The 13006-nt window shown below is 59.8% G+C and carries 15 protein-coding genes; 5 read left to right on the top strand and 10 right to left on the bottom strand.

What is annotated here, in order from left to right; genetic code table 11:
- Positions 1-30: 30 nt before the first annotated feature.
- The 5 genes from J1G33_RS21860 to ureE all read right to left on the bottom strand — a co-directional run bounded on the left by J1G33_RS21860 (position 31) and on the right by ureE (position 3719).
- Positions 31-1140, bottom strand: a complete 1110-nt coding sequence (locus J1G33_RS21860; protein ID WP_032878163.1) for an AGE family epimerase/isomerase — start codon at positions 1138-1140, stop codon at positions 31-33.
- A gap of 173 nt (positions 1141-1313) precedes the next feature.
- Positions 1314-1886 (bottom strand): HupE/UreJ family protein, encoded by a 573-nt coding sequence (locus J1G33_RS21855; protein ID WP_032878162.1) that lies wholly within the window; start codon positions 1884-1886, stop codon positions 1314-1316.
- A gap of 22 nt (positions 1887-1908) precedes the next feature.
- Positions 1909-2523: an urease accessory protein UreG gene (gene ureG / locus J1G33_RS21850; RefSeq protein ID WP_005784294.1), complete on the bottom strand. Its 615-nt coding sequence runs from the start codon at positions 2521-2523 to the stop codon at positions 1909-1911.
- Positions 2524-2547: 24 nt separating this feature from the next.
- On the bottom strand, positions 2548-3222 hold the full coding sequence (locus J1G33_RS21845) for an urease accessory protein UreF (RefSeq protein WP_223018728.1): 675 nt from the start codon (positions 3220-3222) through the stop codon (positions 2548-2550).
- The gene (gene ureE / locus J1G33_RS21840; protein ID WP_005784297.1) at positions 3219-3719 is read right to left on the bottom strand and encodes an urease accessory protein UreE; all 501 of its coding nucleotides are present in this window, start codon (positions 3717-3719) and stop codon (positions 3219-3221) included. Before ureE ends, J1G33_RS21845 begins: the two co-directional genes overlap by 4 nt.
- Positions 3720-4056: 337 nt before the next feature.
- On the opposite strand from ureE, the gene J1G33_RS21835 reads away from it, so the two are divergent.
- On the top strand, positions 4057-4554 hold the full coding sequence (locus J1G33_RS21835) for a C40 family peptidase (RefSeq protein ID WP_148852897.1): 498 nt from the start codon (positions 4057-4059) through the stop codon (positions 4552-4554).
- A 4-nt stretch (positions 4555-4558) separates the two neighbouring features.
- Here J1G33_RS21835 and J1G33_RS21830 read toward each other — a convergent pair whose 3' ends face one another.
- Both J1G33_RS21830 and J1G33_RS21825 read right to left on the bottom strand, forming a co-directional pair.
- Complete coding sequence (locus J1G33_RS21830; RefSeq protein ID WP_005784300.1) at positions 4559-5191, bottom strand: TetR family transcriptional regulator; 633 nt, start codon at positions 5189-5191, stop codon at positions 4559-4561.
- A gap of 151 nt (positions 5192-5342) precedes the next feature.
- Complete coding sequence (locus tag J1G33_RS21825) at positions 5343-5663, bottom strand: hypothetical protein (protein ID WP_005784302.1); 321 nt, start codon at positions 5661-5663, stop codon at positions 5343-5345.
- A 357-nt stretch (positions 5664-6020) separates the two neighbouring features.
- Between J1G33_RS21825 and J1G33_RS21820 the strand changes: the two genes are divergently transcribed.
- Positions 6021-8090, top strand: a complete 2070-nt coding sequence (locus J1G33_RS21820; protein WP_032878160.1) for an AsmA family protein — start codon at positions 6021-6023, stop codon at positions 8088-8090.
- On the opposite strand, the gene J1G33_RS21815 is transcribed toward J1G33_RS21820, so the two are convergent.
- The 3 genes from J1G33_RS21815 to J1G33_RS21805 all read right to left on the bottom strand — a co-directional run bounded on the left by J1G33_RS21815 (position 8087) and on the right by J1G33_RS21805 (position 10497).
- Entirely contained in the window at positions 8087-8797 is a 711-nt protein-coding gene (locus tag J1G33_RS21815) for a hypothetical protein (protein ID WP_050549358.1), read from the bottom strand. The two genes, J1G33_RS21820 and J1G33_RS21815, sit on opposite strands and share 4 nt — an antisense overlap.
- Before the next feature lie 181 nt (positions 8798-8978).
- Positions 8979-9509, bottom strand: coding sequence for a ferritin-like domain-containing protein (locus J1G33_RS21810; RefSeq protein WP_005784304.1), 531 nt, complete (start codon positions 9507-9509; stop codon positions 8979-8981).
- 97 nt (positions 9510-9606) lie between these two features.
- Positions 9607-10497: a DMT family transporter gene (locus J1G33_RS21805; protein WP_103733894.1), complete on the bottom strand. Its 891-nt coding sequence runs from the start codon at positions 10495-10497 to the stop codon at positions 9607-9609.
- Between the two features lie 97 nt (positions 10498-10594).
- Here J1G33_RS21805 and J1G33_RS21800 point away from each other — a divergent pair, with 97 nt between their 5' ends.
- The 3 genes from J1G33_RS21800 (at position 10595) to J1G33_RS21790 (ending at position 12977) form a co-directional block, all read left to right on the top strand.
- Positions 10595-11383, top strand: a complete 789-nt coding sequence (locus J1G33_RS21800; protein ID WP_005784308.1) for a helix-turn-helix transcriptional regulator — start codon at positions 10595-10597, stop codon at positions 11381-11383.
- A gap of 71 nt (positions 11384-11454) precedes the next feature.
- Positions 11455-11754: a PsiF family protein gene (locus J1G33_RS21795; protein ID WP_005784310.1), complete on the top strand. Its 300-nt coding sequence runs from the start codon at positions 11455-11457 to the stop codon at positions 11752-11754.
- Positions 11755-11963: 209 nt separating this feature from the next.
- Positions 11964-12977, top strand: coding sequence for an AI-2E family transporter (locus J1G33_RS21790; RefSeq protein ID WP_032878157.1), 1014 nt, complete (start codon positions 11964-11966; stop codon positions 12975-12977).
- The last annotated feature ends 29 nt before the right edge of the window (positions 12978-13006 follow it).

Below are 13006 nucleotides of genomic sequence, written 5' to 3'. Positions count from 1 at the left end.
GCTGGCTTGCCTGCGATGGGGCCTTGCAGGTCAGCCCAGATGCTGGACCAGACCCTGATAGCAAGTCGCCAAATGATAAGGGGTGGTAGAAGGCATATCCCGCCGGCTCACCTTACCGTCGGCATCCAGGCATTCATGCCAGCCCTTTGCATGCAGAAAACGCTGTTGCAGCGCCAGCAATTGACGTTGCAGCACCGTCTCGCTGCCGGGACGCAAGGTCAGTGCTCGCAGGTATTCCGCCTGGGCCCAGATGCGCTGAGTGCCGTCGCGCACCGTGCCATCGAGTGCCAACATGCCACTGACCGCACCGCTTAACTTATCCACACCCTTTTGCTCGGCATAGGCAAACGCCCGTGTCAGTGATGCATGCAGCGGCGTGCCGCGCAGCACCTCTGAGGATTCCAGCAAAAAGAACCATTCGAACTGGTGCCCTGGCTCAAACCAGTTATCCACAGCGCCCAGCGGTTTCTCCAGCATCACGCCGTGCTCGCGGTCGATGAAGCGTTGCTGCATGGCCGTCGCCAGTGCCAGCAGTGCCGCTTGTACCTGCGCGTCCTCGCGTACCGCGAGGGTGGCGAGGAAGCCCTCGGCCAAGTGCATCAGCGGGTTTTGCAACGGGCCGGATTTGAGCGAGGCCCAGTTGCGCTCAAGTACCGCCTCATACAAGCCATCGCCCGTGGCAAAGCGTTGAGCCACAACTTCCAGTGCGGCGTTGAGCACTGACTCCACCAAGGGTTCACGCACCTTGGCCCAGTAATGGGCACAGGCAAAGATGATGAACGCGTGGGTGTAGAGGTCCTTGCGCTTGTCCAGCGGTTGGCCGGCCGGGTCGATGCTGTAGAACCAGCCGCCGTGCTCGGCATCATGGAAGTGCCGCTGCAGGGAGCGGAACAGCGCCGCCGCCCGTTCATCGGCAAAGGCCGCACCTGGCTCGCCGATCAGGCTGGCGAACAGGTACAGCTGCCGGGCGCACGCCATGGCGCGATAGCGTTGTGGGGGCAATGGTTGATGATCGGCATCCAGTGCCTCAAAGGGCAGTGCGAGGTCGGCATTCCAACCCGGACCTTGCCAGAGGGGCACGATCAGGTCATGGAAGTGCGTGAGCACAGGCGTCAGGGAAGAGGGGGAAGCGATGGGCATTGGCTGGCGTCGTCACGGCAGGGGTGTTTGCCGCGCATGGTAGCAGGCTTGGGATCGGTGGTGTTTGTACTGGCACTATCGCGGGCAAGCCCGCTCCCACATTTTTGAAGTGTGAACCCTCTCAAATGTGGGAGCTGGCTTGCCTGCGATGAGGTCCTTGCAGTCGCTGACGATCAGCCCGCCAACAACCACACCCCAGTCGCTGCCGAAGCCGCCCCGGCCACCCGCACCAAGGGTGCTGCAGCCGCTGGCAAAAAGCGCACCACTGCATAACCGGCGGCATGCAACGCCGCAGTCGCACCCACAAACCCAATGGCATACGCCCAAGGGCTGGTCATGTCCGGCAGTTCAAGGCCATGGGCCACGCCGTGAAACAACGCAAACAACGCCGTGGCGCCCACCGCCATGAACAGCGGCGGCCGCACTGCCAGTGCCACGGCCAGGCCCAGGGCGAGCACCGAAGCGGCAATCCCGCTTTCCAGCGCCGGCAATTGCAGCCCTTCAAAACCCAACACCCCGCCGATCAGCATGGTGCCCACGAAGGTGCATGGCAGTGCCCAGCGCGCGACGCCTTTCTGTTGGGCCGCCCACAGGCCGACCGCAACCATGGCCAGCAAGTGATCGAGGCCGCCCAAGGGATGGCTGATGCCGGCCACCAGGCCATTGTCGCCGTGGCCAGGGTGCGCGAAGGCCAGGGCAGGGGCCAGCAGCAGCGCGGCAGCGGCGAAGAGTTTGTTGAGGCTCATGGACAGGTTCCTTATGGGTTGATCAGGCGGCGGTCAGCAAGCCCTGGCGTTCGATGAAGGCGACGATGTCGTCCAGGCCGACTCCGGTTTTCTGGTTGCTGAACACAAAGGGTTTGCCGTTGCGCATCCGCTGGGTGTCGCTGTTCATCAACTCCAGCGAGGCGCCCACCAGCGGGGCCAGGTCGATCTTGTTGATCACCAGCAAGTCGGATTTGCAAATACCGGGCCCGCCTTTGCGTGGCAGCTTGTCACCAGCGGACACATCGATCACATAAATGGTCAGGTCTGAGAGTTCCGGGCTGAAGGTGGCTGACAGGTTGTCGCCGCCGGACTCCACCAGGATCAGGTCCAGGCCGGGAAAGCGGCGGTTGAGCTGGTCCACGGCCTCAAGGTTGATCGAAGCATCTTCGCGAATCGCCGTGTGCGGGCAGCCGCCGGTCTCCACGCCGATGATGCGCTCCGGCGCCAGTGCCTTGTTACGTACCAGAAAGTCGGCGTCTTCGCGGGTATAGATGTCGTTGGTGACCACCGCCAGGTTATAGCGATCACGCAGCGCCAGGCACAGGGCCAGGGTCAGGGCGGTCTTGCCGGAGCCCACCGGGCCGCCGATTCCGACGCGCAGGGGTTGTGTGTTCATGTGCTTCTCCACAATAAAAAACGTTCAGGAACGAAACAGGCGGCTGTACTGGCGTTCGTGGGCCATGCACGCCAGGGACAGGCCAAAGGCGGCGCTGCCCAACCGCGCAGGGTCAATGCGCTCGGCGTCCTGCTGGGCTTGCTGTAGCAAGGGCAGCAGTTCGCTGGTCAGGCGTTGCGCGGCTTGCTGGCCCAGTGGCAGGGTTTTCATCAGCACGGCCAATTGGTTCTCCAGCCAGCTCCACAGCCACGCGGCGAGGGCATCGTTGGGGCTGATGTGCCAGGCGCGGGCGGCCAGGGCCCAGCCAAGAGCCAGGTGCGGTTCGCCGCGTTGTGCAAGGAACTCACGGGCGGCGCTGTCCAGTTCCGGTAAGCCATTGAGCAGTTGCTGCAGGGAGTAACCCATTTGCCGGCTCTCCTGATACAGCTCGCGGGTCTCACGGCTGGCGCGGTGTTCTTCGCACAATTGCGCCAGCCCAGGCCAGTCCTGTTCAGCGGCCGCGCGGCAATGGCCGAGCAACAGCGGCGCTTCGAAGCGCGCAAGGTTGAGCAGCAACTGATCGCTGATCCAGCGCCCTGCGCTCGCGGCATCCTGTACGCGGCCGTTGTCCACAGCCATTTCCAGGCCCTGGGAATAGCTGTAGCCGCCAATCGGCAACTGCGGACTGGCCAGGCGCAACAGCGCCCAGGCTGGGTTCATAGACGTACGCCGAACTGGTGCAGCTTGGGCGGGTAGTTGAAGTCTTCGTCGCCATGGCGCGAATGATGATGGCCGCCGCCGTAGGCGCCATGTTCCGGCTGGAACGGCGCCTCGATGGTTTGCGTGTCGGCGCCCAACTGTTCCAGCATCGCCTTGAGCACGTAGTCGTCGAGCAGGCGCAGCCAGCCGTCGCCGACTTGCAGGGCCACATGGCGGTTACCCAGGTGATAGGCAGCGCGGGTCAGTTCAAAGGCGTTGCGGCAAGTGACGTGCAGCAGTTGTTCAGGGCGGGCGCAAACGCGTACGACACGTCCGTCTTCAGCTTGTAGGAACTCGCCATCGTGCAAGGGCGGCTGTCCACGCTCCAAAAACAGGCCGACGTCTTCACCGTCGGCACTGAAACAGCGCAGGCGGCTTTTGCTGCGGGCTTCGAAGTTCAGCAGCAACTCAGCGGCCCAGAGGGCTTGGGGGGCGATTCGGCGGTGGATCACCAGCATCGGTAGGCTTCCAGCTATGAGCGATAGCAGTGCTAGAGCAAGGGGCTTGCCAACCTGCTATTGGCGTAGGAGTTTCCTGTCAGTGCAGGTGGTTGTGCATGGATGGGGCATCCACGGGTTGTATAGAGTGTTCAAATTTGGTGCGCATGAGCGGTTATAGCACTGGAAAAGGGCGTTTTCCCTGAAAGAAGCCTGGTGCTGCATGAAATTTCTTTCATCCAATTATCCGTTGCGCTTTTAAGGATTTATCCTACAAAGACCCGAGAATCGGCCTTCGTGGGCTTACGTGATGGTTCTTTAAGATTCGCGCCGTGTTTAATTCACCGCGATGTTCATCATGTTCAAGTCATTTATTTGTTCAGTCATTGTCGGCCTGTCGTGTGTTATCTCGTCAGCCTCGGCCAATCTTCAACAGCCGCCGACTTTCGCTTCAAGCCATGCGGCGTCTTCGGTCGACGATGTGATCGACCGCGCCCATCAACTGCTCGGCACTCCCTACAAGTGGGGCGGTACGTCTGCCGAGCAGGGGTTTGATTGCAGCAGTTTCCTGGTCTATCTGTTCAAGACCGAAGCCAACATTCAGCTGCCGCGTACCACTGCGGCGATGCACCGTTCAACCGCTGCAACCATCAAGCGCACAGCGTTAAAACCGGGCGATGCCGTATTTTTCAAAGGCAACGGGCGAGGGCGGGTGAGTCACGTCGGGCTGTATATCGGCGAAGGCAAGTTCATCCATTCACCGCGTACCGGCAAGCATGTGCGTATCGATTCGTTGAGCAATAAGTACTGGAGCAAGAACTACACAACGGCCAAGCGTTTTCACAAGGCTGGCTGAGGGATTACTCGGTACTGCCCAGCCCTTGCCAGTGCTTGAGGCCGATAAAGATAAAGCGCAGTTGCTGTGTGATTTTCGCCTGGGGCGTGAGGTGGGCCGGCAGGGCATGGGCCGGTGGGTCGATGATATCGGGCAGGGTGGCAAACACGCTTTTGACGATCAGGTCGGCCATCACATGTAAACCTTCTGCATCCAGATGCTGCAATTTGGGCATCAGCGTCAGGTCGGCGGCCAGGTCGCGGGTGATGTCCTCGCGCAGGGCGCCGATGGCTTGGCGCACGGCCAGGCAGCCGCCGTACTGTTCGCGGGCCAAAAACAGGAATTGCGAACGGTTGGCCGAAACTACGTCGAGAAAGATCCGCACAGAGGCATCGATAATGCCGCCCATCACGAATTCGTTGTGGCGCACCAGGCGGATCGTGGCACGGAAGGTCTGGCCGACTTCGCTGACCAATACCAGCCCAAGCTGGTCCATATCGGCAAAATGGCGATAGAAACCAGTTGGCACAATACCCGCTGTCTTGGCCACTTCGCGCAGGCTCAGGCTGCCAAACCCACGGCCACACTCCATCAGATGGCGGGCTGCGTCCATCAAGGCAAGGCGTGTCTGTTGCTTCTGTTCGGCGCGGGGCAGCATGAGCGGATGGGCTTTGTCGGCAAGTACAGCGACGCACTCTAGCAAAAGCGCTTTGCCGGCGTCGAACTTGGCGGGGGCGAGGCGTGACGCGGTCTATATAAAAGCAAAAGCCCGATCGGCTGATCGGGCTTTTTTCTGGGCCACCACGGGCTTAGCTCTGTGCTTGATGCAGTTCTTGCAGACGGTCGGCACCACCTTCAGCAACGCCTTCGGTGTAGGCGCGTTTGTTGGCTTGTTCAGCACCGCCTTCTACCAGACCTTTCTCTTGCAGGCGATTGTAGCCATTTTCAGCGACAGCACCTTTGGCGTAGTCACGGTTTTCGTCTTCTTGCGAACCGCTACGCGCCACGGTTTGGCTAGTCTGCATGGCTTGAGCTTTGTTCTGTGGAGTGGCCTGTTCGGCGGCTGGCAGGGCGAAAGCGCTGGAAGCCAGGACAGATAACAGGACGGTAGCGAGTAATTGGCGTTTCATGATGGTTGCTCCTTGGGAGGGCGATAAAGTGGGTACAGGGCTAATGCTACTCTTGATAAGTCGATATAAAAGTTCATAAACACAATGGTAATAATCAACAGAATTGATTGTTCCCTGCAAAGGCTCTAGATCGAGCCTCTCAAGCACGCGGTTTTGCACCGCAGTGGGTATTTTCGACACGAACCTGGGTAACAATGGTGCGCTGTCGATGATGAAATCTGTCTGCTTGATCAGGAAAATCGTTTTTTTCGGCTAAATCCGCCGTTGGGTTAAACCCTCCGGCACTTTGCCAGTCGTAGTTCTATAAGCTGTGTCAAAGGCTGTTGCCCAGCCAGTCGTATTCAGGAGCCCTGTGCAATGACGCGCACTCGTAAAATCGTCGCTTGGAGCTGCGCCAGCTTCGTTCTGTTAATTGCCATAGCGGTACTTGTGCTGGTGTTCTTCGACTGGAACCGCATCAAGCCGCCGCTCAACGCCAAGGTATCCGAAGAACTGCATCGCCCGTTCGCCATCAACGGCAACCTCGCGGTGGTGTGGCAGCGCGAGCCCGATGAGGGCGGCTGGCGTGCCTGGGTGCCGTGGCCCCATGTGATCGCCGAAGACCTGACCCTGGGCAACCCGGATTGGTCGAAACAACCGCAGATGGTCACGCTCAAGAAGGTCGAGCTGCGTATTTCACCCCTGGCTTTGCTGGTGCAGCGCGTGGTGATCCCGCGCATTGACCTCACCGAACCCAGTGCCCAGTTGCAGCGCCTGGCCGACGGCCGCGCCAACTGGACGTTCAAGTTCGATCCCAAGGACCCCGACGCCGAGCCCTCCAACTGGGTGGTGGATATCGGCGCCATCGGCTTTGACAAGGGCCATGTGACCCTCGACGATCAAACCCTCAAGACTCAGTTGGATGTGATCATCGACCCCTTGGGCAAACCCATCCCGTTTGGTGAAATTGTCGGGGACGCCGATGCCAAGAAGGCGCTGGAAAAAGGCTCGGCGCCTCAGGACTACGCGTTCGGCCTCAAGGTCAAAGGCCAATATCACGGCCAGAAGCTCGCCGGCACCGGCAAGATCGGCGGTCTGCTGGCCTTGCAGGACGCGGCCAAGCCGTTCCCGCTGCAAGCGCAGGTGAAAGTCGCCGACACCAGCATCGCCCTGGCCGGCACCTTGACCGACCCGCTTAACCTCGGTGCCCTGGACCTGCGCCTGAAACTCTCGGGCAGCAGCCTGGGTAACCTTTACCCGTTGACTGGTGTGACCTTGCCGGATTCGCCGGCCTATTCAACCGACGGCCATTTGATCGCCAAGCTGCATGAAACCAGCGGCGCCTCATTCCGCTACGAGAACTTCAACGGCAAGATCGGCAACAGCGACATCCATGGCGACCTGGCCTATGTCGCCAGCCAGCCACGGCCCAAGCTCAGCGGCGCGCTGGTGTCCAACCAACTGCTGATGGATGACCTGGCGCCTCTGATTGGCGCGGATTCCAACGCCGAGCAAAAAGCTCGTGGCGGTGAAAGCAAACAACCGGCGACCAAAGTGCTGCCGGTTGAAGAGTTCCGCACCGAGCGCTGGCGCGAGATGGATGCCGACGTGGAATTCACCGGCAAGCGTATCGTGCACAGCGCCGACTTGCCCTTCACCGATCTCTACACGCACCTGGTGCTCAACGACGGCCAACTGAGCCTCGAACCCCTGCGTTTCGGCGTGGCCGGCGGCAAGCTCGATGCGCAGATTCGCTTGAATGGTCGCATTACGCCGATGGAAGGCAGCGCCAAGCTGACGGCACGCAACTTCAAGCTCAAGCAACTGTTCCCGACCTTTGAGCCGATGAAAACCAGCTTCGGCGAACTCAACGGCGATGCCGATATTTCCGGGCGCGGCAACTCGGTGGCGGCACTGCTGGGAACCTCCAACGGCGACCTGAAGATGCTGATCAACGATGGCGCCATCAGCCGCAGCCTGATGGAAATCGCCGGGCTCAACGTGGGCAACTACGTCGTGGGGCGCCTGTTCGGCGACGAGGAAGTGAAGATCAACTGCGCAGCGGCGGACTTCGGCATCAAGACGGGCCTGGCGACCACGCGGTTGTTTGTGTTCGATACCGAGAACGCCATCATCTACATCGACGGCACCGCGAACATGGCCACGGAGCAGTTGGACCTGACCATCACGCCGGAGTCCAAGGGCTTTCGCTTGTTTTCGCTGCGCTCGCCGCTGTACGTCAATGGGCCGTTTATCAAGCCCAATGCTGGCGTGAAAGCCATTCCGCTGGCGCTACGTGGTGCAGGCATGGTCGCCCTGGGCGTTATCGCCGGGCCAGCCGCCGGCTTGCTCGCCTTGGTCGCTCCAAGTGGCGGAGAGCCCAATGAGTGCGCACCGTTGCTGCAGCAGATGAAGGAAGGCAAGGCACCCAAGACGGTGAAAGGTTAACTGCCACTGGGGATAAGCGTTTCCCCGGGCGCGCAGGGAATACCGATCTGGAGGGACGGATCGCCTTTATAGGGGGTGCCGTCCGGATAGATCGAGTAGAACACTTCATGCAAGTACTGCTTACCGTCCAGGGTAAAACAGCGGAAAGATGCATGGGTCGGGAATGCATTTTTGAGTTGATCGAACTTCACGCTACGACCTATCCAGGTATTAAACATTGGCTCGAGGTACATCACTGCTTTTCGCAGTCTGACAATGTCATTGAAATAGTCCGTCTCAGTTTGATTGGAGCAGGTCCCGTGTTTCTTCCACTCGTATCTGAACATTTCTTGCGGGGAGGCGGTTACTAGCCCGGCAATTGCGCGGGTGTCGGAAATTTGGTTGAGTTTGTCCTCGCTGATATCGCACTCTGTGGATGATTTACAGCTGGGCGCGGTATTGCAATTGGCCGGATGACGATTGGTTTTTTGCCCGATGCTGTTGTTATAGGGCCAGATGCCATGGGTCAGAAACTTTTGCGGCGGTTTATCGCAGCCCGACGTTTTCGGCTTGAGCTTGCAGAAACTGGGCTGCCAGGTCACCGCGTAGACTAAATATTGGTAACCCTTGCTGCTGGGGGTTATCTCCTCGTTCGCATCCAGGCCCAAGGCGCCATGACTGATCAGCAGCGTGGCCATCGCCGTTGCAAAGAGGTAAGTATTTTTCATGGGCGGTTACTCCCTTTTCATTCGGCTGACAGTGTTGTCAGCGAACGTTGGAAGTATTAATTAGCGCTGGTGCGCTGGAAAATCTACTGTCAAACCTGACAGGTCGGTGGTGGGCATATAGACAGAATAAAACCCCAGGTGGAAGCGCTCGGCTTGCACCTGGGGTTTGAACTGCGACCTGTCAGAGGTCCTGCAGAATATCCGCCATATCATCGGCGTGCTCTTCTTCCTGGGCCAGGATGTCTTCGAAGATGCGACGGGTAGTCGGGTCTTTATCGCCGATGTACTGGATGATTTCACGGTAGCTGTCCACCGCGATGCGCTCGGCTACCAGGTCTTCGTAGACCATCTCTTTGAGCGAGTTGCCTGCCACATATTGAGCGTGGGAGTTCTTCGACAGCAGGTCGGGGTTGAACTCCGGCTCGCCGCCCAGTTGCACGATACGCTCGGCCAGTTTGTCGGCGTGCTCGGCTTCCTGGGTGGCGTGTTCAAGGAACTCATCGGCAGCCACGCTGGCTTTCAGGCCGTTGGCCATGAAGTAGTGACGCTTGTAGCGCAACACGCAAACCAGCTCAGTGGCCAGCGACTCGTTGAGCAGGCGGATGATTTCCTGACGGTCGGCGTCGTAGCCTTCGGTCACGGCACCGTTTTCGACATTCTGGCGGGCGCGGCTGCGCAGGGTCGCAATGTCAGTCAAGTGTGCTTCAGTCATTTCAATCTCCTGGGGCTAATCCGGTTGTACGCCACGCTCTGCCGGCGTGATCGCTATAGGTTGTGAGTCCCGGGCCAGGCGAAAAGTTTTATCGGATTTAACAGGATGTGTCATGAGCACGTCTGACCGGTGTGGTCCAGCGCTCCGACAGGATCACTCCACCCAGGGTCAGCAAGCCACCCACCAGGTGATACAGCGCCAACTCTTCCTTCAACACCACTGCTGCGATCAGTGCGGTAATCAACGGCAGCAGGTTGAAAAACAGCGTGGTACGGCTTGGCCCCAGGGTCTTCACCGAGTGCATCCACGCCAGCGGCGCCAGCATTGAAGCCAGCAGGCAGGCGTACAGCACCAGCGGAATATTCGTCCAGCCCAAACCGGCCTTGGCCGAGAACAGGTACAGCGGCAGCAGCACCACCACCGCCACCAGCACCTGCAAATACAGCAGCACCAACGGTGGCAGGCGCAGTTGCCATTTTTTCAGCAGGGTGCTGTAGACCGCATAAGCCAGCGTCGCCACCAGCATCATGCCGTCACCCAGGTTGACCCCGTGTTGCAACAGCGCGCCCAGGCTGCCGGACGATACCACCACCACAACACCGGCGAACGACAGCACCGCGCCGGTCAGAGCGCCGAAGGTCAGGCGTTGCCCCAGGCTGATAATCGCGGCGGTCAACGCCATCAGCGGCATCAGCGAGAGGATGATGCCCATGTTGGTGGCGCTGGTCAGCGTGGCGGCGTAATAGGCCAGGCTTTGATACACCGCCATGCCCAGCACGCCGAGGATGAAGATCTTGCCCAGGTTGGGACGGATAAGCGCCCAGTTGGCAACGACCGGCTTGAGCATGAACGGGGTGAACAGCAGTGCTGCGAACAGCCAGCGGTAAAAGCCGATTTCAGCCGGGAAAATCGAGCCCACGGCCAATTTGTTGACCACGGTGTTGCCGGCCCAGATAAAGATGGCCAGCAGCGGATACGCGTATTGCATCGAAAGAAACCCAGTGTATTGACGAGGCGCGATTATCCCCTGTCTGGATCGAAGCCTATACTGCGATCCAGACAACCGACCTCTGAATCCAGACAACATGCCCCGACATACCGTACGCCTGGCGGATTTCCCCCGCCTGCCGAGCCCTGTGTACTTTCGCTATTCCGATTTCGCACCCGATACCGAGTGCACCCCGCACCGGCACAGCTGGGGGTCATTGGACTATTCAGCCAACGGCGTGATGCGCATGGAGGTGGCTGGCAGCCGTTTTATGTCGCCGCCGCAGTACGCGGTGTGGATTCCGCCCAATACCGAACACAGCTCCTACAACGCCCAGGCGATTGTCTATCGTTCGGTGGGCTTGGCGCCGACGCTCTGCGAGCAGTTGCCGCAAGCGCCGTGCACGCTGACGATCAGCGATATTCTCAAGGCCATCCTCAGCGATTTCGCCCAGCGCGACGTGAATATCCCGCAATCGGACGCGGATATCCGCCTGGCCCAGGTGCTGGTGGACCAACTCAAGCAGGCGCCGATCCATGATGGCTTCCTGCCCTACGCCCGCCACCCCGGGCTGCTGGGGGTGCTGGAAGGTATGCAGGCGCAGCCCGCCGACAATCGCCCGCTCGGGCAATGGGCTGAGCAGGTACATGTGAGCGAACGCACCCTGGCGCGTCAGTTTGTGCGCGAGCTGGGTATGAGTTTTGGTGAATGGCGCCAGCGCCTGCGCTACCTGGCGGCCATCGAAGCCCTGGACAGTGATCGCAGCGTGCAGCACGTGGCGTTTGATTTGGGCTACAGCACCGCCTCGGCATTTATCGCCATGTTCCAACGCCATGCTGGTTGCACCCCGGAGCACTACCGACGGACGAATATTCGTGGCCGGTGAAGTTGTAACAGCTTTTGACTACACTGCGCTGTAGGCCGTGCCCGTCGGCACGGTAACAGGGAGAAAACTCCATGAAGATGCTGCGTATTCCGTTGTTGATGATGGGCCTGCTGCTGTGTTCACAAGGTTTTGCCGCCACTGCCCAGCAGAACAAAATGACCACCTGTAATGCCGAAGCCACCACCAAGACCCTCAAGGGCGATGACCGCAAGGCCTTCATGAAGACCTGCCTGTCGGCGCCTGCCGCCAACGATGCCAAGACCCTGACGCCGCAGCAGCAGAAGATGAAGGACTGCAATGCGTCGGCTAAAACCAAAGCGTTGACCGGCGATGCGCGTAAAACATTCATGAGCACCTGCCTCAAAGGTTAATCACGATTTCGCAGGCGCTGCAGATCAAATGTGGGAGGGGGCTTGCTCCCGATAGCGCCGTGTCAGTCAATCGATTCATTGGCTGATCCTCCGTAATCGGGAGCAAGCCCCCTCCCACACTTGATCGCATTCACAGTCGTCCCCCCTCGCTTGATGCCTGCAACGCTGGCAGACTGCCCATCCTTTAACGCCGTTCGTTTTGAGGCTGTATGCCAACGTTTTCTCAGCGTCATGTGTTGTTGCTGGCCAGTTACATCATCATTTTCGGCGGGTTGCTGCTGGTGCTGCCGCTGAAGTTGCTGCCCAGCCTGCTGGCCGGCCTGTTGGTCTATGAACTGGTCAACATGCTCACCCCCCAACTGCAACGACTGATCGAAGGCCGGCGCGCCCGTTGGCTGGCGGTGGCCTTGCTGGGCACCCTGATCGTCAGCGTACTCACCTTGATCTTCGCCGGCGCCATCAGCTTCCTGCTCCACGAAGCTGAAAACCCCGGGGCTTCCCTGGATAAATTCATGGGCGTGGTCGACCGCGCACGCGGCCAGTTACCGCCGTTCATCGACGCCTACCTGCCCGCCAGCGCCGCCGAGTTTCGCGTGGCCATCGGCGACTGGATGAGCAAGCACTTGAGCGAACTGCAACTGGTCGGCAAAGACGCCGCCCATATGTTCGTCACCTTGCTGATCGGCATGGTGCTCGGCGCCATCATCGCCCTGCAACGGGTGCCCGACCTGACCAAACGCAAACCCCTGGCCGCCGCGCTGTTCGACCGTTTGCACCTGCTGGTTCAGGCGTTTCGCAACATCGTCTTCGCCCAGATCAAAATCGCCGCGCTCAACACGGCTTTCACCGCCGTGTTTCTCGCCGTGGTGCTGCCGCTGTGCGGCATCCACCTGCCGCTGACCAAAACCCTGATCGTGCTGACCTTCCTGCTCGGCTTGCTGCCGGTGATCGGCAACCTGATGTCCAACACCCTGATCACCATCGTCGCGCTGTCGCTGTCGATCTGGGTGGCGGTAGCGGCGCTGGGGTATTTGATCGTGATCCACAAGGTCGAGTACTTCCTCAACGCGCGCATCGTCGGCGGGCAGATCAGTGCCAAGTCGTGGGAGTTACTGCTGGCGATGCTGGTGTTTGAAGCCGCATTCGGTTTGCCGGGGGTGGTGGCAGGGCCGATTTACTATGCGTATCTGAAGAGTGAGCTGAAGTTGGGTGGGATGGTTTAGGCGCAGATGCGAGTTACAAGCTGCAAGCT

This window comes from Pseudomonas sp. P867 (assembly GCF_019891455.1).
Classification (GTDB): domain Bacteria; phylum Pseudomonadota; class Gammaproteobacteria; order Pseudomonadales; family Pseudomonadaceae; genus Aquipseudomonas; species Aquipseudomonas synxantha_A.
The sequence above is the reverse complement of the archived record's forward strand: the minus strand, read 5'-3'. Positions and strand labels throughout refer to the sequence as shown.

Coding starts and splice junctions, on each gene's coding strand:
- J1G33_RS21860 (WP_032878163.1), bottom strand. CDS start 1,140: ATGCCCATCGCTTCCCCCTCTTCCCTGACGCCTGTGCTCACGCACTTC.
- J1G33_RS21855 (WP_032878162.1), bottom strand. CDS start 1,886: ATGAGCCTCAACAAACTCTTCGCCGCTGCCGCGCTGCTGCTGGCCCCT.
- ureG (WP_005784294.1), bottom strand. CDS start 2,523: ATGAACACACAACCCCTGCGCGTCGGAATCGGCGGCCCGGTGGGCTCC.
- J1G33_RS21845 (WP_223018728.1), bottom strand. CDS start 3,222: ATGAACCCAGCCTGGGCGCTGTTGCGCCTGGCCAGTCCGCAGTTGCCG.
- ureE (WP_005784297.1), bottom strand. CDS start 3,719: ATGCTGGTGATCCACCGCCGAATCGCCCCCCAAGCCCTCTGGGCCGCT.
- J1G33_RS21835 (WP_148852897.1), top strand. CDS start 4,057: ATGTTCAAGTCATTTATTTGTTCAGTCATTGTCGGCCTGTCGTGTGTT.
- J1G33_RS21830 (WP_005784300.1), bottom strand. CDS start 5,191: ATGCTGCCCCGCGCCGAACAGAAGCAACAGACACGCCTTGCCTTGATG.
- J1G33_RS21825 (WP_005784302.1), bottom strand. CDS start 5,663: ATGAAACGCCAATTACTCGCTACCGTCCTGTTATCTGTCCTGGCTTCC.
- J1G33_RS21820 (WP_032878160.1), top strand. CDS start 6,021: ATGACGCGCACTCGTAAAATCGTCGCTTGGAGCTGCGCCAGCTTCGTT.
- J1G33_RS21815 (WP_050549358.1), bottom strand. CDS start 8,797: ATGAAAAATACTTACCTCTTTGCAACGGCGATGGCCACGCTGCTGATC.
- J1G33_RS21810 (WP_005784304.1), bottom strand. CDS start 9,509: ATGACTGAAGCACACTTGACTGACATTGCGACCCTGCGCAGCCGCGCC.
- J1G33_RS21805 (WP_103733894.1), bottom strand. CDS start 10,497: ATGCAATACGCGTATCCGCTGCTGGCCATCTTTATCTGGGCCGGCAAC.
- J1G33_RS21800 (WP_005784308.1), top strand. CDS start 10,595: ATGCCCCGACATACCGTACGCCTGGCGGATTTCCCCCGCCTGCCGAGC.
- J1G33_RS21795 (WP_005784310.1), top strand. CDS start 11,455: ATGAAGATGCTGCGTATTCCGTTGTTGATGATGGGCCTGCTGCTGTGT.
- J1G33_RS21790 (WP_032878157.1), top strand. CDS start 11,964: ATGCCAACGTTTTCTCAGCGTCATGTGTTGTTGCTGGCCAGTTACATC.